Source organism: Brachybacterium sp. (genome assembly GCF_036379615.1).
In the GTDB taxonomy this organism is placed as follows: domain Bacteria; phylum Actinomycetota; class Actinomycetes; order Actinomycetales; family Dermabacteraceae; genus Brachybacterium.
This window is the reverse complement of record NZ_DASVGJ010000075.1, coordinates 1-18,979: the sequence shown is the minus strand read 5'-3', so window position 1 is coordinate 18,979 and position 18,979 is coordinate 1. Positions and strand designations below refer to the sequence as shown.

At 71.2% G+C, this 18,979-nt stretch carries 13 protein-coding genes; 5 read left to right on the top strand and 8 right to left on the bottom strand.

The window, feature by feature from the left end:
• Positions 1-57: 57 nt before the first annotated feature.
• A complete protein-coding gene (locus tag VF289_RS18180; RefSeq protein ID WP_330885657.1) occupies positions 58-1,728 on the top strand; it encodes a maltokinase N-terminal cap-like domain-containing protein in 1,671 nt (556 codons plus the stop codon).
• On the opposite strand, the gene VF289_RS18175 is transcribed toward VF289_RS18180, so the two are convergent.
• Both VF289_RS18175 and VF289_RS18170 read right to left on the bottom strand, forming a co-directional pair.
• Entirely contained in the window at positions 1,691-2,200 is a 510-nt protein-coding gene (locus VF289_RS18175) for a hypothetical protein (RefSeq protein WP_330885655.1), read from the bottom strand. The genes VF289_RS18180 and VF289_RS18175 overlap by 38 nt on opposite strands.
• 153 nt (positions 2,201-2,353) lie before the next feature.
• Positions 2,354-5,740 (bottom strand): ATP-binding protein, encoded by a 3,387-nt coding sequence (locus VF289_RS18170; protein ID WP_330885653.1) that lies wholly within the window; start codon positions 5,738-5,740, stop codon positions 2,354-2,356.
• Between the two features lie 328 nt (positions 5,741-6,068).
• Here VF289_RS18170 and VF289_RS18165 point away from each other — a divergent pair, with 328 nt between their 5' ends.
• The 4 genes from VF289_RS18165 (at position 6,069) to VF289_RS18150 (ending at position 10,641) form a co-directional block, all read left to right on the top strand.
• Positions 6,069-7,787, top strand: a complete 1,719-nt coding sequence (locus VF289_RS18165) for a glycosyltransferase (RefSeq protein WP_330885649.1) — start codon at positions 6,069-6,071, stop codon at positions 7,785-7,787.
• Positions 7,788-7,789: 2 nt separating this feature from the next.
• Positions 7,790-9,040 (top strand): CDP-glycerol glycerophosphotransferase family protein, encoded by a 1,251-nt coding sequence (locus VF289_RS18160; protein ID WP_330885647.1) that lies wholly within the window; start codon positions 7,790-7,792, stop codon positions 9,038-9,040.
• Positions 9,041-9,254: 214 nt separating this feature from the next.
• Entirely contained in the window at positions 9,255-9,941 is a 687-nt protein-coding gene (locus tag VF289_RS18155; RefSeq protein ID WP_330885645.1) for an IspD/TarI family cytidylyltransferase, read from the top strand.
• Complete coding sequence (locus VF289_RS18150) at positions 9,934-10,641, top strand: SDR family oxidoreductase (RefSeq protein ID WP_330885643.1); 708 nt, start codon at positions 9,934-9,936, stop codon at positions 10,639-10,641. Before VF289_RS18155 ends, VF289_RS18150 begins: the two co-directional genes overlap by 8 nt.
• 186 nt (positions 10,642-10,827) lie before the next feature.
• Here the strand turns inward: VF289_RS18150 and VF289_RS18145 are convergent, their stop codons facing one another.
• The 6 genes from VF289_RS18145 to VF289_RS18120 form a co-directional block, all read right to left on the bottom strand.
• Positions 10,828-11,718: an ABC transporter ATP-binding protein gene (locus tag VF289_RS18145; protein WP_330885641.1), complete on the bottom strand. Its 891-nt coding sequence runs from the start codon at positions 11,716-11,718 to the stop codon at positions 10,828-10,830.
• The gene (locus tag VF289_RS18140) at positions 11,711-12,658 is read right to left on the bottom strand and encodes an ABC transporter permease (protein WP_330885639.1); all 948 of its coding nucleotides are present in this window, start codon (positions 12,656-12,658) and stop codon (positions 11,711-11,713) included. Before VF289_RS18140 ends, VF289_RS18145 begins: the two co-directional genes overlap by 8 nt.
• A 187-nt stretch (positions 12,659-12,845) precedes the next feature.
• Positions 12,846-13,646 carry a polysaccharide pyruvyl transferase family protein gene (locus VF289_RS18135; RefSeq protein ID WP_330885637.1) on the bottom strand — a complete coding sequence of 267 codons (801 nt, stop codon included), beginning with the start codon at positions 13,644-13,646 and terminating at the stop codon, positions 12,846-12,848.
• Positions 13,646-15,679 (bottom strand): glycosyltransferase family 2 protein, encoded by a 2,034-nt coding sequence (locus tag VF289_RS18130; protein ID WP_330885635.1) that lies wholly within the window; start codon positions 15,677-15,679, stop codon positions 13,646-13,648. The genes VF289_RS18135 and VF289_RS18130 overlap by 1 nt, the downstream gene beginning before the upstream one ends.
• A gap of 168 nt (positions 15,680-15,847) precedes the next feature.
• Positions 15,848-17,560: a CDP-glycerol glycerophosphotransferase family protein gene (locus tag VF289_RS18125; RefSeq protein WP_330885633.1), complete on the bottom strand. Its 1,713-nt coding sequence runs from the start codon at positions 17,558-17,560 to the stop codon at positions 15,848-15,850.
• A gap of 192 nt (positions 17,561-17,752) precedes the next feature.
• Positions 17,753-18,979 (bottom strand): siderophore-interacting protein (locus VF289_RS18120; protein ID WP_330885631.1); only part of this gene is annotated, 1,227 nt, incomplete at its 5' end.

Genomic DNA, 18,979 nt, shown 5'->3' with positions numbered 1-18,979 from the left:
CCGGGGCACTGCGGCGGATGCCTCCTGCCGAGGCCGGCCCGACCGTAGAGTGAGCGCATGGACGAGAGCATGGACGAGATCAGCGCCGCTCCCTCCCCGGCCGCCGACATCCCGCCGACCGACGAGCCACCCCCCGACGCCCCACCCCTCGACCTCTCCGCCCTGCCTCCGGTGGGCGAGATCCTCGACCTCCTCACCGGGCAGCTGCTCGCCTGGATGCCCGCCCAGCGCTGGTACGCCCACAAGGGTGCCGGGCGAGCGCAGCTGTCGATCCGCGGATGGGCCCCGCTGCGCGTGGCACCGGACCATCTCGCCGTCCTGGTCGTCGTGGCGGTGACGCTCCAGGGCGAGCATCTCGGTGAGAGCGACCCCGGGGCCGAGAACCGGTCCGAGGTGCTCTACCAGGTGCCGCTGGTGCTGCGTCGCCCCGATGCCCCGTCCGGCGAGCGCGACGAGGGCGCGGAGATCGGGGTGGTGGCGGTGCCCGGCGGTCCGTTGCGCGTGGACGACGCCACCCGGGACGCCGACGGCCGGGCCGCGATCATCGCCACGCTCGTCTCCGGCGAGGGAGCGGCCGGTCCTGCCCTCGGTCTGGCCTCCCAGCGCCCGGTGCCCGAGGCTCCGCTCCCGCTGGGTCGCGCCATGCGGAGCCGGCTGCTCGCAGGCGAGCAGTCCAACACCTCGATGATCGTCGAGACGGAGGGCGCCTCCCCGCTGATCGTGAAGCTGTTCCGGGTGCTGCAGGACGGCGAGAATCCCGATGTGGTGCTGCAGGGCGCGCTCACCGCGAGCGGCAGCACCCGGGTCCCGGCGCTGGTGGGCTCCGCGACGGTGGGCGTGGGCAGCGCCCGCAGCGGCGGCGACAGCGGCAGCGCCGGCAGGGGCGGCAGCGGCGGGGTGGTCGGGATCCGCACCCACTCGCTGCTGGCCCAGGAGTTCCTGCCCGGGGTGGAGGACGCCTGGCGGCTCGCGCTGCGCCTCGCCGCCGCCGGGGAAGATTTCTCCGCGCCCGCCGCGCAGCTGGGTGCGGCCGTCGCGGAGGTCCACCGCGATCTGGCCCGCGCCTTCGGCACCGTCGCCGCCGAGACCGCGCAGGTGCGGGCGATGGTCGCGCAGATGCGGGGACGGCTGGCGGAGATCTCCGGCCAGCTCCCTCGGGTCGCCGAGCTTCGGGAGCCGCTCGAGGCGCTGCTGGAGGCGGCCCTGGTGGTGCCATGGCCGCCGATGCAGCGCATCCACGGGGACCTCCATCTGGGGCAGGTCCTCCGGGTTCCGGAGCGAGGATGGGTGCTGCTGGACTTCGAGGGCGAGCCCCTGCGTCCGCTCGCCCAGCGCAGCCTGCCCGACTCGCCCCTGCGGGACGTCGCCGGGATGCTGCGCAGCCTCGACTACGTCGCCGGGGCGGTGCGACTGGAGCACGGGGGCGATGCCGCCGCGTGGACGGCCGACGCCCGACGCGCCTTCCTCACGGGCTATGTGCAGGAGTCCGGGGGTGAGGTCCAGGGCCCCGGGAGCGCAGTGCAGTCCTCCGCAGGTGCGGCGCCGGGCTCCGGGAGCACTGCACCGGCCGCCCGCCCCCTCGCGGTGCTGCTGGCCGCCTTCGAGGCGGACAAGGCCGTCTACGAGGCGCTGTACGAGGCGCGCAACCGACCGGACTGGCTGCCGATCCCGCTCACCGCGCTCGCACGGATCAGCGCACCAGCCGCGGGGGCGGGGTCAGGGGGCTGAGCGCCGAGACCGGACTGGTGGTGGCCATCGGGGCCAGAGAGCCCGGCAGGAACGGAGCGCTGATCGCGCGCACCGCCACCCGCACTCCGATGACCACCTCGAGCAGGTCCCCGGCCGTGTTCGTCCAGCGGAGAGAGGTCACCCCGGATCTCGCCCGATCCGAGCGGCGATGCAGCCCGTGGGCGGTCGCGATCGAGTCCGCGACGTCGATCAGCCGCGCGGTGGCGGTCGCCGAGGCCTCGGGGCGCCCCGCGCTGGTCAGCAGCGCGCTGACGTGGCAGAGGGTCTGGAGACCGCGCCAGGAGTCACCGGAGGAGCGGTCCCGCTCGGGCCGGTGATCGTGGAATCCCCCCAGACCCGGCTGCTCATCGAGCGCCGCGGCGGTCACGGTGCTGAGCAGCGCGTGCATCCGCTGATGGGTCTCGTCCTGGCTCGGGACCGCGCCGGATGCCGGGTGAGGAAGAGCTGACATCACTGTGCACCTTCCACCTTCGCGCCGCCCGGGGCGGTCGCTCCACATTGCACCGTCCGGCCAGAACGGTTGGCGACCAGGGTACCGATCTCGGGAGCACCTGCCGATGGGGAGAACTCCCCATCGACGTCGGGCCCCGTCGGCCGCTGCGCCTCACTCCTCGGTGGGGACGAACTGCACCGGGGCGACCGAGGAGAACCGATCCTGCCGGATCGACACCACGCCCACGCCGCCGATGAACGGAGCCAGGGCCTGCGGGTTCTTGCCCGGGTTCGCGAGGATCACCTGGAAGCCGAAGTGGCGGAAGGACTCCATCGCCGCGGTGATGAACTTGCCCGCTCCCTTGGAGAAGGCCTCGTCGATGATGATCGGGGCATAGCGCGGGACCTCCTGGCCGGTGCCCGCGAGCTGGTAGCGCAGGGCCGCTGCGAGGCAGAAGGTGGCGAGCCTCTCGTTCTGGCCGCCGGAGAGCGGACCCCCGGATTCGTGGGCATGGACCACGGTGCCGGCGGCGTCGATCTCCTCGGCGTGGAAGTGCACATGGCGGCGCACGTCCAGGATCACCCGGGAGACCTGATCGTCCCGGGTGCGGGCGGCCCCGATCATGTCCATCAGATGGCGCAGCGAGAGGAAGCGCTCCTCGGCCAGCTCCCGGTCACGGGAGATGTCGTTCAGCGCGGTGTCCGCCACCGCCTCCTCGAGCGCGCGCTTGAACTCGTCGAGCGCGGCCAGGTGCACCGGGCGCATCGACAGCTGGAGGAAGCGGCCGGAATGGAACTCCACCTGTGCCAGCAGGGAGTTGATCCGCTGCAGGCGCTTGCGGATCTCGGCCGGCTCCCGGGCGATCGCGGTGGCGAGGGCCTGCACGTCGCCGAGGGTGTTGCCGGTGAAGAAGTCGAAGAAGCGCTCCTCGACCTCGGGGAGCTTCTCCTCCTCGATCCGCTGCAGGATCGCGAGGTAGTCGTCGACCCCGTCGAGGGTGGGCGCGGTGTCCCCGGCCTGGGCCGGCCAGCGGCGGGAGAACTCACGCATCGCGGTGCGCATGTCCTCCTCCGCGCGGGAGGTGCGCCGGGTGAGGTCCATCAGCTCGGCGTCCAGCGTCGCGGAGGCGTCCTTGGTGACCTGGTCGATGGTGGACAGCACCAGGGTGGGGGCGATCGCCGCGAAGCGCTCGGCGAGCTCCTGCTCGACGGCGGGCTCGAGCGTCGACTCCGCGATCCGCTCCCGGGCCTCGGTAAGGCGCTCCTCGGCGCGTTCGGCCTGTTCGCCGAGTCTGCCGGCGCTGCGGACCACCTCCAGCAGCTCCTCATCGCTGTCGTGGATGGACTGCTCGACATCCTCGATCTGGCGAGCCAGCTCGGCGAGGGCCGCAGAGCCGTCCTCGGCGGCGCGGACCATGTCCCGCAGGTTGGCCACACGGCGGGCGACCGAGGCGGCATCGATGTCGTCCCAGGAGACGGCGCTGATCATCTGGAGGGCGTAGAGCCGCTCCCGGCGCCGCTCCCGCTCGCCCTCGACGTCCTTGCGGCGGGCCTGGGCCTCGAACAGCGCCTGCTCGGCCCGGGTGCGCTCCTGCTCGAAGACGACGCGCTTGGCCCGGTTGTCGAAGCCGAGCACCCACTGGGAACGGTCGTTGATCTGGCGGTCGGCGTTCTTCTCGTGCCGGCTGGCGGAGTGCTTGATCTGCCCCGAGCGCAGCACGGCTCGGTGCAGCCGGGTGAACTCCTCGAGGGTCTCCGCGCAGGTGTAGTCCATGCGGGAGGCGATCTCGTGGGACAGCCAGACATGGAACTCGCCGTCCTTGACGTCGAGCTTCGCGGCCAGGGAGCGCTCGTCGATGCTCTTGGCGGGACGTCGCAGGTCGGTGTTGACCCGGTTGTAGGAGATCCGTCGACGCAGCTTCGTGCGGTCGATGACGGTGGCGACCTCGCGGTAGATGCGGTCCGGGACCAGGATCGAACGGGCCAGTCCCCGCAGCGCCTGCTCGGCGGCGGCGGTCCACTCCTCCTCGCCGCTGCGCACCTGCAGCAGCTCGGCGGCGAAGGGCAGCTCGGTGGGCGCGATGCCGACCTCGGAGGCGATGTGGTCGCGCAGGGCGACGTCCTCGGAGTGCAGGTTCGAGGCGCGGGAGGTGAGGGAGGCGAGCTCCTCCCGGGTGCGCGCGAGGGTCTCGCCCAGCTCGCGGACGGCCGCCTCGGCCTCCCAGCGGGCGGCGTCCGCCCCCTTCTCCTCAGCCTCGAGGGACTCCCGCAGTGCGGTCACCTCGCGCTGCAGGGCGAGGAACATGTCCTCCCCCGCCGGAGTGCGCAGCTCCACCGTGGCGAGCTGCGCGGCGAACTCGGTGCCGCGCTCACGGCGCCGCTCCCGCTCCACCTCGAGGCCGGCGATCTGCTGCTTCCAGTCGTCGATCTCGCCGCCGCCGGCGCGCTTGCGCTGCTCCTTGAGCTGGGCGAGATCGGAGCGGGCCTCGGCGACGTCCTGCGTGAGCCGTCGCTGCTGCGCGGTGAGACGATCGCGCTCGAGCTGGAGCCGTCCCGTCTCGTCCCCGAGCAGCCGCACCAGGTGCTGAGCGGCGAAGACGTCGATGTCGCCCCGGCGGTCCACCAGCTCCCCGCCGCGCTCGCGCATCGCGGACCAGTCCTCGTGGTTCCCGCGCAGCCCGCGCAGCAGCTCCCGCTGCTCGCGTGCGGTCACCAGCGCCTCGTACACCTCGGAGAGGTTCTGGAAGTTCGCCAGCGCCTGATCGGCCAGGTCGAAGGTGCGAGGTGCGTCGAGCATGTAGTCGCGCAGCAGCGCGTTGACGTCTCCGAGCTCCTTGGCGGACTGGATCTTGTGCAGGAGCCCCAGCGCCTTCTCGTCCGGGATGCCCAGCAGCTGGCAGAACGCGGCGCGGTACTCGCGGAACTGGCGGAAGGTCTGGGTGCCGGGGTGCGCGGCCTCGAGCGCCTTGCCCTCGATCTGGGTGGAGACGAACTGGCGCAGGTCGGAGACGTCCAGCGGTGTGCGGGCGATGACGTAGAGGCTCTTGACGTCGGAATCCGCGGTGTGCCCGGCATGCAGCAGGAGCAGCCGGGAGAGCTGGACGGTCCCTCCGCGGCCATCGCTGTAGCGCAGGGTGAGCGCCGACAGCGTGGTCTTGTCGCGCAGCACCTCCTGGCTGAACTCGCCGGTGGCCTGGTCGTAGTGCATCGCCCAGGCGCCGCGCACATAGCTGGCCACGGTGCGGCGGTACTTCGAGCGGTTCGGTCCGGCATCCGAGGCCGCCGCGTTGAACTGCAGGGTGCGCGGCGGGGTCACCAGGGCGCTGATCGCGTCCAGCAGGGTCGACTTGCCCGTGCCCGGCCCACCCGTGAGGAAGTACCCCTTGGAGGAGATGGCCAGATCGTGCGTGCCATGGAAGGTGCCCCAGTTCGAGACTTGCACGGCGACCAGCCGCCACTGCCCGGGATGGGGATGGTCGGGATCGCGCTCCCCCTGCAGGGAGGAGGCATCGGGCTCGGCCATGCCGGGGAGGTCGAGGGTGTCGGCTGCGGATTCCACCACTGCAGGGTACCGGGATCGACCGGTTCCGGCAGGCCCCGCCCGCCCCCTCCCCCGATGCGACCCGCGTCGCATCCGCCGATGTGTTCCTCGGCTCCCTGCAGGGCTCGCACCACCCGGTGATCTGCAGTGCTCCGAGGGTCACCGAACCATCACAGAACCTCCCCGTTCACCTGGCATTCACCTTGTTATAGTCGCGGAGCTATCGGGGTCCCTTCCCGCAGCCGTCGGTTCCCGCTCGATCGCCCCTCCATCCAGAGACGCCCGGCGTCACCCTGCGATGCGCGGCGGCCGGGCCCGGGGCCGACCGACGTCGTCAGGAGAGTGGATGCAGGACGTGCCGAGCGAATCCGGCTCGCCGGGTGAGCGCGGCGATGCCGCTGTCGATGCTGCCCGCACAGGCGGGCCCTCGACCCTCCTGCAGCGCTCCGATCCCCACGCCACGCCCACGCTGTGGGGAGCGGTCTTCCCGGCGGCGAGCTGGCGGAAGGTGCTCGGCACGCGCACCGTGACGCTCACCGTCGAGGGCGGGCCCGCCTCGCTGCTGGCGGCGCGCGGCGGGCGCCTGCGGCGGCTCGGCCCGGTCAGCGGCGGGCGGCGCGAGCTCACCGCGGAGGAGCTGACCGAGGAGTGGCTCTGGATCGAGGGGGACGTGCGCTCGGTGACGTGGACGCTCGCCGAGGCGACCGAGCTGCCCTCGCTGTGCGTCGTGATCCCCACCTTCGGGCGGGAGTCGGACGCCCTCGCCCAGGCCCGCCGCTTCCTGGAGATGGAGGTCGTCACCTCCGTGGTGGTGGTCGATCAGGGCGGGACGCTGCAGCACCATCGCGCCTTCGCCCGGCTGCTCGCCGCCCACGATGCCCTGCGCCTGGTGGACCAGCCGAACCTCGGCGGTTCGGGCGGGTACGCCCGCGGAATGCTCGAGGCCTCCCGGGATCCGTCGGACGCGGTGCTGTTCTCCGACGACGACGCCGTCCTCTCCGAGGAATCGCTGCGCCGGATGCTCACCTATCAGGCGCTGGCCCCGCGCCCCACCATCCTCGGCACCCCGCTGTTCTCCGCGACGCAGCCCACCCAGCTGACCGCGCTCACCGAGGCCGTGAGCGCCTTCGCCTTCCAGTGGCGCTCCGCCGACCGCGTGCATCACGCGATCGACCTGGCGGGGACCTCCCCGGAGGAGTGGACCTTCTTCTCCCCCGGGGACGAGGCCAACTACACCGGCTGGTGGGGCACTCTGCTCCCCCCGGGCACGGCCGCGGACCTCGGCCTGCCCGCACCCCTGTTCCTGAAGTGGGACGACGCCGAGTACGGGCTGCGCGCCACGAGGCGCGGCTACGGCCACGCGGTGCTGCCGGGCACGTCGGTGCACCATCCGCCGTGGACCTCCTACCGCACCCAGATGACGTGGACCGGGAGGGTCCTGCACCGCAACCGGCTCGCGATCGCCGCCGCCTACGGCGCCGGTCGGGGCGTGCTCGCCTCCTCGCTGCTGCACCAGGCCAAGCACATCCTGTCCGGTCATCTGCTCACGGCCGAGCTCTGGGAGGACGGCATCGACGCGGTCCGCACCGGGCCCGAGGGCTGGCTCGGCGATGACCTGCTGCACGCCCGGGACGACGGCGCCCGGGTCGTGGACTCCTGGCATCGCCACCATGACCTCACCGCCGGCCAGCACCCCACCCATGGCTCCCCCCTGCCCCTCCCGGCGGCGCTGTGGCACTCGTTCCGCCGGATGCTGCGCCCCGACGGGCCGCCGCGGGTGGTGCTCGCCGTCCCGGCCGACGAGATGCACTGGCGCACCACGCTGGGCGGCGACGCCGTGCTGGTGACCGACGACGCCGGAGAGGTCCAGTCCGCCTTCGAGGTGAGCGGCTCGGAGATGCGCCATGCCCTGGCACGCTCCCTGCGCTCGCATCTCGACCTCGCCCGGCGCTGGCCCGGGCTGCGGGATCGGTATCGCGAGGAGCTGCCGCGACACACCACGGCCGCGTCCTGGACCGCGCTGATCGCCGCGGCCGACGCCGACGACCCCCAGACGAGGACGTGATCATGCCTGCACGTGGGAACGCGCTCAAGCGCCGGGTGCGCAGCACGGGCGGCAAGCTGCTGCGCCGCTTCGGCCTGCTGCCCGGAGGGATGCCCGACGGAATCGGGGACGACGCCGCGCTCGCGGGCACCGCCCTCGACGGCGAGGTCGTCGTGTACTTCCCGGACACCCTGGACAGCCTCTACCAGCTGCGCAGCTGGTACGGACCCCTGCGCGAGCTGCACCCGGTCCAGGGAGTGACCATCATCTGCATGGACTCCCGCACGGCTGCGGCCCTGCGCACGGAGGTGGACATCCCCGTGGTGACGATCGCGCTGGACGCCACGCTCGACGCGATCATCCTGCGCAGCGGGACCAAGCTGGTCCTGTACGTGAACTACAACCCGCTGAACACTGCCGCGCTGCGGTCGCGCTCGGCGATCCATGTCTCGCTGCTGCATGGCGACTCGGACAAGGTGGTCTCGGTCTCCAACCAGATCAAGGCCTACGACTACTCCTTCGTTGCCGGACAGGCGGCGATCGACCGCCTCGAGCGATACACGACCCTGTTCGACGCGCCGGCCCGATGCATCCCCGTGGGACGACCCTCCCTGGACACCGATCAGGTCGAGGTGACGGTCCGCTCGGACCCCCGCCCGACGGTGCTCTACGCCCCGACCTGGGAGGGCGGGCAGGCCTCCGCGGCCTACAGCTCGCTGCGCAGCCACGGCCTCGAGGCCATCCGCTCCGTCATCGAGGCGGGCCTCGGCGTGATCTACCGTCCTCACCCCCTCACCGGGGTGCGGGTCCCCGAGTACGGGGAGGCGGATCGGGAGCTGCGCGAGCTGGTCGAGACCTCCGGCGGGGTGGTCAGCACCGACCGGCCCCTGCAGCAGGACTTCGCCGATGCGGATCTGATCCTGTGCGACATCTCGGCCGTCACCGGGGACTGGCTCCCCACGGGCAGGCCGCTGATCATCACCCGCCCCTCGGACTCGCAGTCCCGGGATGCGGGCACGGCGCTGCTGGGGCTGTCCCCGCGCCTGTCAGCGTCCGAGGCCGCGACCGCCGGGAGCCTGGCCCGCGAGCTCATCGAGCACGATCCGCTGCGCGAGGAGCGGATCGAGCTGATCGAGTACTACCTCGGCGACATCACCCCCGGCAGCTCCCTGGCCCGCTTCCTGGAGGCCTGCCGCCGGCTGTCGACGCGGCGCGACGAGCTGTGGGCCCGGATCCAGGAGCAGGAGGGGGCCGGCACGCCGGATCCGGCCTAAGCCCTGACCTGGACCAGGGCCCGGGCCTCGGCCCGCACCGGGGCCCGAGCGTGAGCTGGCGCTCCCGCTCCGCGTGCCGCTCGGTCCCGGCGGACGCGACTTGTACAGTGAACGGCACAGGGCGCCCAGATGGCGTCCCGATGAATTCGACGGATGCGGATCTTCCCGTGACCTGTCACGACGGAGCCGCCGACCCGCACGAAGGGCATTCCCTATGTACTCATTGATCCTCCTCAACGGAGGGATAGGCAGCCGCACCGGCGCCGACGCGCCCAAGCAGCTGCTCAAGCTCCGCGGGATTCCGATCCTGGTCTACACCCTCGTCACCGCCGACAGGGTCGAGCAGATCTCCCAGATCGTCCTGAACTACCCGCCGCAGTGGCGGGAGGACATCGAGGCGATCCTGAAGGCCTACGCGATCTCCACCCCGGTCACGCTGGTCGAGGCGGGCTCGTCCCGCCACGCGTCGGTCGCCGCGATGATCTCGCACTGCACCAACGACGACGTGATCATCCACGAGTCGGCCCGCCCGCTCGTGCGCTCCAGCGACTTCCAGCGGCTGATCGACTCCGAGCACCGCAACGTCTCGCTGATGTCCGAGATCTCCTTCACCGTCGCGCCGGTCGATCCGGAGACCTCCGCCGTGACGGGGTCCCTGGACCGTTCGCGCCTGCGCAACGTGCAGCTGCCCCAGAAGTTCGCGAAGGCGGACCTCCAGGACTCGCACGCCCGCGCCGTCGAGCAGGGGATCGAGTTCACCGAGGACGCGACCCTGGTCGCGGACTCCGGCCACCCGGTCCACTTCATCGAGGGCAACGACGAGAACCTCAAGGTGACCACCAAGACAGATCTCAAGATGGCAGGGTTCCTCCTGCGACCCGAGGAGGACGACGATGAGTAAGACCGCCCTCGTCACCGGAGCATCCCGAGGCATCGGCCTCGAGACCACCCGGCGCTTCATCCTCAACAACGACGACATCACCACCGTGGTGATGTTCGCCCGCGCCTCCGAGGACTTCGACGCCAACGTCGCAGAGCTCGAGAAGGAGCTGCCGGTCGGGCGCCGCCTGGTGCCGATCCCGGTGGACGTCGGTGATCGCGAGTCCCTCAAGCAGGCCGTCACCCAGGCCTATGAGCAGACCGGCTCCATCGACATCCTGGTCAACAACGCCGGGTACACCAACCCGGTGCCGCTCCAGCAGGTCGACATGGCCGACTTCGAGAAGACGATCAACGTCAACCTCTACGGCCCGTTCACGATCGTCCAGACCCTGCTGAACCTGGGCAATCGCTTCGACCTCATCGTCAACATCGCCTCGACGGCCGGCATCACCGGCCGCTCGGGCTGGCTCACCTACTCCGCCTCCAAGGCAGCGGTGATCAACATGAGCCAGGTGATGCGCGAGGAGCTGTCGATCTACGGCACCCGCGTGGTGTGCCTCTCCCCCGGGCGCACGGCCACCGCGCTGCGCAAGACCCTCGCCCCCGACGAGGACCCCAGCACGATCATGCAGCCCGGGCACGTCGCCCAGGTCATCAACACGATCTCCTCTCCTGTCGGTCGATTCATCGACTCGGAGAACATCGTCGTGCGGCAATGAGCTGGTGACCCGCTGAACGGCTGACCCGCTGCACGACACAGCACAGGGCCCGCGCACCGGCGAACGGTGCGCGGGCCCTGTGCCGTGTGACGGGCGGTGCTGGTGGATCTGCGGTGCTGTCGAACCCTGAGTGCGATCGCAGCTCGGTCCGGCCAGCCCTGCGTCCGGGCCGGCGCTGCGGCCGGTTCAGCTCCGCTTCGCGCTCGCCGCCTGCTTCTCGGTCTCGAGCTTGTACGCGGTGCGTGCGTGCACGAAATCGCGATAGGCGACGCACACCTGCTTGGGGTCCCCGTCCATCACCAGGCGTCCCTCATGCACCCACAGCACGCGCGTGCACATGCTCTGGATCGTCGCCAGCGAATGGCTCACCAGGAACACGGTGCCGGCCGACGTGCGGACCTCGTCCATCTTGGCCTTGCTCTTGGCCCGGAAAGCGGCGTCTCCGGTGGCCAGGGCCTCGTCGATCATCAGGATGTCGGGCACGGCCGACGCGGAGATGGAGAAGCGCAGACGCGCCCCCATGCCCGAGGAGTAGGTCTTCATCGGGAGGTTCACGAAGTCGCCGATCTCGGCGAAGTCGACGATCTCCTGATACCGATCCCGCACCTGCTTCTTGCTCAGACCGAGGGCGAGGGCGCCGATCATGATGTTGCGCTCGCCGGTGAGGTCCTTCATGAGCACGGCGTTGACGCCGAGCAGCGACGGGTTGCCGGCGACGTGCACGGTCCCGGCGGCGGGCGGGATCAGCCCGGCGATCGCCCGCAGCAGCGTCGACTTGCCCGAGCCGTTCATGCCGATGATGCCGATGGCCTCACCGTGCTTGGCGGCGAAGGTGATGCCGCGCACGGCCTTCACCTCGCGCACCGGCGGCTGAGCGGCCCCGCGGCGCATGAGCCGGTCCAGCAGGCCCCACTTGCGCCCGGCACCGTGCCCGACCTTCTTCGCGCCGAAGACGCGATAGGACACGTGCAGATCGTTGACCAGCAGGGAGAGCCTGTCGGAGGGGACCTGGAGCACGGCGGAGGAGTCGAGCTCGTCCTTGTCGATCTCGAAATCGACCTCGTCGGTGTCAGTCACGGCCGTAGCGCTCCTCTCCGCTCCAGAAGATCAGGAATCCGATCACGCCGAACAGCACCGCCCAGATCGCGCCGAGCAGCCACATGAAGCCGTCCGGCGGATAGGAGGGCTCATCCAGGATCGAGGAGCGCACCAGGTAGAGGTAGACCGCCACCGGCTGGTACTCCATCAGCCAGCCCCAGCTGAACTGGCTGAGGTAGCGGTCCACGGAGAAGATCACGCCCGAGGCGTACATGAGGATGCGCATGAAGTGCGGCAGCAGATTGTCCAGGTCCGGGGTCATCGCGACCCAGCGCGCCACCATGAAGGCGCAGCCGGTGGAGAAGATCCACATCAGCGCGACCGCAGGGACCAGCAGCAGCCAGTACGCGTCGATCGTGACTTTCCCGGCCACGGGCAGGAAGCCCGACAGGTACGAGATCACGCACATGACCACGAGCGCGGGGCCCAGCATCAACAGCTCGGCCAGCACTCCCGCGGTGGGCAGCACCGCGCGCGGGAACTGCACGGACCGCACCAGGTTCATGTTCTTGTTCAGCGAGTGCGCCCCCGCCATGACGGAGCGTTCGAAGAAGCGGAACATGAACACGCCCACCACGATGAAGGCGATCGTGTTCTCGATCCCCTCCCGGCCGATCCGCAGCAGGAACCCGAAGATCAGCACGTACACCGAGGCGTTGATGATCGGGGAGATCAGCGACCAGACCTGCCCGAGATAGGTGCTCTGGTTCTCGGACTCGGCCTTGGAGGAGGCGAGCACCTGGATGAAGGCGCGGGTGCCCCACAGCTCCTTGAGATAGGTGCCCAGCTTCGGCCGCACACCGATCTGCTCGAGCTCGTTCTCCTCGACGGCGGCGGCGACCGAGTCCGGAGTGAAGGTGCGCTCCATCGGCTCGGGGGCGGTGGGCGGGGCGCTGGGCCCTGACGCGTCGACGGTCACCGGATGCTCCACTCCCCCCGTGTTCTCGTGTCATGGCCGCGGGTCCGCAACCTGGCGTTCATTCTAACGACGCCCGCCGTTCCCCCGGCGGTGGCGCGACGGACCTCACGCCCGTCGGCAGAGCCCACCAGAGCCGCACAAGGCGCAGACGGCACAGAAGGCGCTGAAGGCGCAGCGGCCACCGAGGTCACAGCTCCTGCAGCGCGGCGACCAGGCCCTGCTGCAGATCGTGGAGCCCGGTGGGGTCGACATAGCGCCCCGTGACCGTGTCGACGATCTCGGTGAGCGAGGCGCCGCCGGCGGGCTCGACGTACTCGCGGTACCTGTCGGGGACGGCATAGGCGGAGTAGTAGTCGTGGAACTTGTACAGCCCGCCCTGGAGCCTGTCCCCGAGGCGGATGTGGGCGTTGGGCACGCCGAGGGCGTCGGAGAAGATCAGCCCGTGCAGGCTCGAGGAGATCACCGCATCGCAGGCGGCGATCTCACGGGCCACCTCCTGCGGTGTCCAGGCGACGTCAATGATGCGCACCCCGGCCCCGAGCGCGCGCATCCGCTGCACGACGGGCGAGGCCACGTCGTGGTAATGCGGGATCACCCCGAGGGAGTAGCGCTTCTTCACGGTGCCGTCCACGAGCAGCGGGGCGAGGATCCCCGGGTCGCCGAGCGCGATCTCCCGCTCCCCCAGGTTCTCGACCCGGCCCAGGGTGGAGCGGCCGCGCACGGCGAGCAGGTCCAGGCGGGCAGGAGCCTCCCCGTCGGCCGCCTCCCGGATGAAGCCGCTCCCCCAGACCCGCGGCTGGTTCGCGCCCTGCTTGCGCAGGATCATCTGCACCACGGAGCCGGCGCCGACGAGGTCGCACCGGTCCGGGGCCGCCCAGGTGACGCGACGCCCGGTGAGGCGTTCGACGAGCGGCGGTGTGAGCTCGTCGCCGAAGTTCAGACGGTGCGGGTACTTCCACCGCCACCAGAAGGTCTTGATCGGCGCCATCAGGACCGCCGCTCCCGGACGGCGCGCACGGCGCGGGCGGCGACCGGGCCGATGACGGGCAGGCGCTTGACCGCGGGCACCACCCGTCGCCTCAGGCTCTGGCCGCTCGTGCCCCGGGACCGGGTGCGAGGGGCACGGATCTCGGGCAGCGGGAGCCGGTCGCGGCCGCTCTCTGCCGGGACGGTGACGTGCAGGGTCCCCTCCTCGTCGGCCAGGAGGCCGAAGCCGGCGGCGCGCGCCGGCCAGTGCTCGGTGCCCGGGGCGCGCAGCGGGACCTTCGCCCCGTCCACCGAGGCATCCACCCGCAGGGACGCCCCGATCATCTGGTCGCTCAGCGGCAGGCGCAGCCCGATCAGTCGCTCGCCGAGGCGGGTGACGGGCAGCAGCTGGCGTCCGCTGTGATGGGGGACGCCGTCGAGATGCCCGAAGAACTCGTCGTGCCTGCCCAGCGGGGCGGTGGTGGAGACCAGCAGCACGGCGCGGAGGTTCTCGTCGAGGGTCAGGCCCACGGCACGGGCGCCGAGCAGCTCGCGGTGCATGACCCCGCCGCGGTCGATCGACAGGTTGCCGTGACCCTGCGTGAAGTACGCGATCACGCGGTCCTGCGGTGCGGGGTCCTCGACGAGGTTGGAGACGCCCTCGGGCTCGATCGTGCGGGCACGGTCCGCGCCGAGCCGGACCTGCTTGGCGAACTCGCCGCAGCGGATCACCACGAAGAGGTCCCAGATCCCCCGCTCCAGCCCGTCGTGCTCCGCGCTGACGGCGTAGGAGGGAGTCCCGGCGGTGAGGTCCTGGGCGATCGTCCGCAGATCCACCTCGGTCTTCTCGTCGTCGCGCCGACGGGCGCGCAGCAGCAGCTCGTCGGGCGGGGTGGCGAGATCGGGGATCCGCACGGTCGCGGACACCTCGAGCCGGGAACCGGCGATGCGCACGTCCTCGAGGCGGCACTTCATCGTCGGCGCGTCGACGCTCAGCGCCTCTGCCGGCAGGAGCGCGGTGAGGGTCGGGGGCAGCTCTCGCCGGAAGGCGCCGTCGCGGTAGGTGATGCGCCCCTTGGGCTGCTCCGCGAGGTGCGCGGTCAGCTCCGCCAGCCCGTCGAGCTCCCCGGCCAGCAGCAGCTCGAGCTTCAGGCGGACGTCGTCCCCGATCACCTGGCGGACCCCGTCGGTGACGAGATGGCCGACCTGTTCGCGGAAGCGCCCGGCGAGCAGCTCCTGCTCGGCGCGCTCCAGGGTGAGCCAGCGCTTGTCCAGCGCGCGCTCCATGGACCAGCCCAGCGGCCGCTTCAGGAGCGCGTCGCGCAGCTCGCCCGGCGCGGTGTGCTCCTCGATCGTCAGCGCCACCCGCTGCGCGATCTCGCACTGGGAGGCCGAGCTCTGCCGGGTCAGCGACATGTTGGAGCGGTCGTCCCGGTGGCGGATGACGTAATAGACCATGTCCGCGAGGATGGAGATCTTGCGGGCACTGAGGTAGACGGCGGCCATGAACGGCTGATCCTCGCCGAGGCCCTGGTCCTCGGGGAACCGCAGCCCCAGCCGCTCGACGATCTCGCGACGGATCAGCTTGGTGGGGCCGAGCGTGTTGAACACCTTGTCCCGCACCAGGTCGGCGTCCAGCACCGTCCGGGTGAACATGGTGCTGGGGACCTTGCGGCCGTCCGAGCTGCCGAGCTTGCCGAGCACGACGTCCGAGCCCTCGGAGGTCGCCACCTCCACCATGCGCCGCAGCGCGTCGGGGGTCAGCCGGTCGTCGGAGTCCAGGAAAAAGAGGAACTCCCCCGTCGCCCGGTCGATCCCCGGGTTCCGGCCCCCGCCCGGGGTGCCCGAGTTCTCCTGCGACAGGACGTTCATCCGCGGGTCCTCGGCCGCGAGCTCGGCCAGGATCTCCCCGCTGCTGTCGGTGGAGCCGTCGTCGACGGCGATCAGCTCGATGGCCTCCGCGTCCAGGGACTGCTCGTGCACGGACCGGACGGCCTCGCGCACATAGTCCTCGGAGTTGTAGACCGGGATGATCACGGAGACCAGTGGGGTCATGGGGAGGGACCTCATCTCTCAGGGACGGTCGGGGGACGCACACCGACGGGGTGGCGGCGCAGCGGTGACCTGCATCGCGGCGCGGTGGGCAGGTCGAGGCCGTTCCAAGTGCCCGGAAGCGTAGCACCGGGGGCCCTGCGGGCCTTGCCGCGGGGCGGAGGCGGTCGATCAGGACGCAGGGAGGCGGAGCTCCTCGCGGGCGACGTCGACGAAGCGCTCCGCGTAGCGCTCCCGGGGGATGTCGCCGAGGTAGTAGGTGCCCCACCGCTTCCGTTCGGCCTCATGGGGATCGGTGCCGGTCAGCGCATCGAGCACCTCGTCGAGATTCTCGAGCGCGCTGTCGCGGACGACCAGGACGTAGGCGGCGCGCGCCATCGGGAACTGCTCGACGAACTCGGCGGCATCGGTGCGCGGTGACACCATCGCCAGCGGCTTCCCGGAGTGCAGGAAGTCACCCACCACGGCGGAGACGTCCGAGATCATCGCGTCGGAGGCGTTGAAGCAGTCCACCACGCTCATCTCGGTCTCCGCGATCTCCCCGTACAGATGCCGGCGGCCGGTGGCGGCGGCATCGGCCTCGAGCATCGCGCGGATCTCGCGGCAGGCGTCCCGCAGCTCCGGGGAGCGCTCGCTGTAGGGGTGGGGACGGAACACCACCCGGCAGCCGCGCTCGAGCAGGGACCGCACGATCTGCGAGCCCGCCAGGAGGGAGGAGTAGTTGGTCTCGGCCTGGTAGCCGAGCCAGGTCGGGGCGTACAGCACGGAGCGGTCGGACAGCTCCCCGATCGGCCCGCGCGCCTCGGCGACGTGCTCGACCTGCGGGCGGCCCACGATCCGGAAGATCTCCGGGGGCATCTGCACCCCGAACTTCTCGAAGCGGTCGATCGCGGCCTGCCCGGCCACGAAGTCCCGGTCGTACATGCGGATGATCGGGGTGGCGCTGGAGGCCTTGTCGGACTCGCCGTGCAGCAGCTGGATGTGGGTCAGCTGCGAGTAGCGGACCATGTGATTGTTGCGCATCGCGTTGTTGACGTAGAACACGCCCCGCAGGGACGGCACGATCAGGTCGTCGAGATCGGTGAGGGAACGGCGCAGCACGACGGGGTGGTCGGTCGCCTCCGCGAGCTGGCGGAAGGTGGGGACGGTGCGGACCACCAGCACGAAGGGCACGCCGATCCGCTCGAGGTAGGGCAGCCACATGGTCACCTGGAAGGCGGAGCGCGGCGGCGCGTGCCAGTAGACGTAGAACTCGGGCTGCATCGCCGAGAGGATCTCGGGGAGATCCGCCTGGAAGCGCCGACGCGCCTGGATCCGGCCGGCGATGTCGAGCAGCGCGGCGGCGGCGAGCACCAGCGAGGCTGCGGCGACCACCAGGGTGACCACGACCAGCACGACCGGGGCGAGCACCGCGAGCACCAGCAGGACCACCGCGAGCAGATTCAGCGGGAAGACGTGCCCGTAGCCGAAGCGCGCCCGGTTGCGGTCCTCATGGCCGGGAACGTTCGCGGCATAGGGCACCGCCAGCCGATTCATCGCGAGCAGGAGCGGCTCCAGGGCGAGGGCGAGGACCATCAGCACGCACGCCACGAGGGGGACGGCGCTCAGCTGGTCGAGCCCGTGCAGCTGCACGGCCGCCGCCGCGAGCAGGAGGTAGCGGGCCGTGAGATAGCGGCCCACCCCGCCGATCCCCGGCGAGCGCCGTGCCAGCGTGTGCCGCTGCCGCCAGAGGATGATCGCCAGCGGGAGGATCGCCAGCACCAGGGCGGGGACCCACCCCTCGGCAGCGACGGCCGTGAGAACGGCCAGCACCGCGAGCGTGTTGACGACGACGGGCCACACCGACAGCATCTTCGCCATCTTCTCGAGGCTGATCCTCTGCACGCCCTGCCACCTCTCGTCCTGCGGCGGCACCTCCTGTCAGGTGCCGGACAACAGAAGACGATCCTGCCACGTCGAACCGGCGCGGTCCGCCCGCTGTGCGCTTCCGCTCAGTGCTGTCCTGCTCACGTCGGCACGCCCGCTCGCGCGGTGGCGGCTGTTCAGCGCGCAGTGCTCGCCGGCAGTGCTCGTGGCTCAGTGCTCCGGCCGTCCCAGCCGCCAGTACCCCATGAAGGAGACCTGCTTGCGGTCCAGTCCCAGCTCGCTGACCAGGTGGCGGCGCAGCACCTTGATCACCCCGGCCTCCCCGGCGAGCCAGGCGTAGAAGGCGCCGTGCCCGGTGGTGGTCTCCCACAGCATCGTCTCGTCGACGTCCACGTCCTCGAGCTCCCCGGGAGATCCCGCGGCGTCATCGGTCGCGGGTCCGTCGGCCGCGGCGTCGCGGAACGCCTGGGCGCTGTTCTCGCTCATCAGACGACGCACGGCCTCGTCGAGCAGCTCCCCGTGCGCTCGCCCCTCGCGGGGCAGCCAGGTCACCTGCACCCCGGACCGGGTGTGCAGCTCCTGGATGTCCCCGGATTCGGGCACCTCGAGCAGAGCATGCCCGGTGAGGGAGGCGGGCAGCGCCTCCAGGATCGAGCCCACGGCGGGCACGGCGGTCTCGTCGCCCACCAGCAGCACGGTGCGGGCGGTGCCCGGACGGAACTCGATTCCGCCGTACTCCGGGCCCACCAGATGCCGGTTCGGTCCCAGCAGCGTGATGGTGTCCCCCACCTCCGCATCGCGCGCCCAGCGTGCGGCGACGCCCTGACCGGGCTGCTCGACGGGGTCCAGGTGCAGCACCATGTCGATGTCCATCTCGGGATGCTCGGAGACGTTCCCGGGGTGACCGGCGGCGCGCTGATCGCGCACGGTGTACGTGCGCATCCAGCCGCGCTCGGTGGGGTCGATCTGCAGCCAGCTGCGATACCACTCGGCGTGGGTGACGGGATCGAGCATCCCGCCGGGTCGCACCGGGGCGAAGTGGTCGGTGCTCGCACGCGGACCGGGGACGATCAGCTTCACCCGGAGGTCCAGCGGATGGGAGTTGGTGCCCACGTGCGCGAGGTCGGGACTGGTGAGGGTGAAGCGCACGATCGAGGGCCCCAGGGTGCGGCGGGCGGCGACCGTGAGCTCGACGGCGAGCATGCTGGAGTGCTCGAGGGACGGCACGAGCCCCGTCAGGGCTTCCTCGGTGCGTGCTTCCTCGGTCTGTGCTTCCTCGGTCGAGGCGTCCTCGACCGCTGCGTCCTCGGTGCGTGCTGCGTCGGTGGTGGTGGTGACCATGGCGTCCTCCTGGGGTCGAGGGGGTGATGTCGTACGGTCCCGTCCCAGCGGCAGCACCATCGGGCTGCCGGTGACGGGGTCGGGGGCGATGAGGGC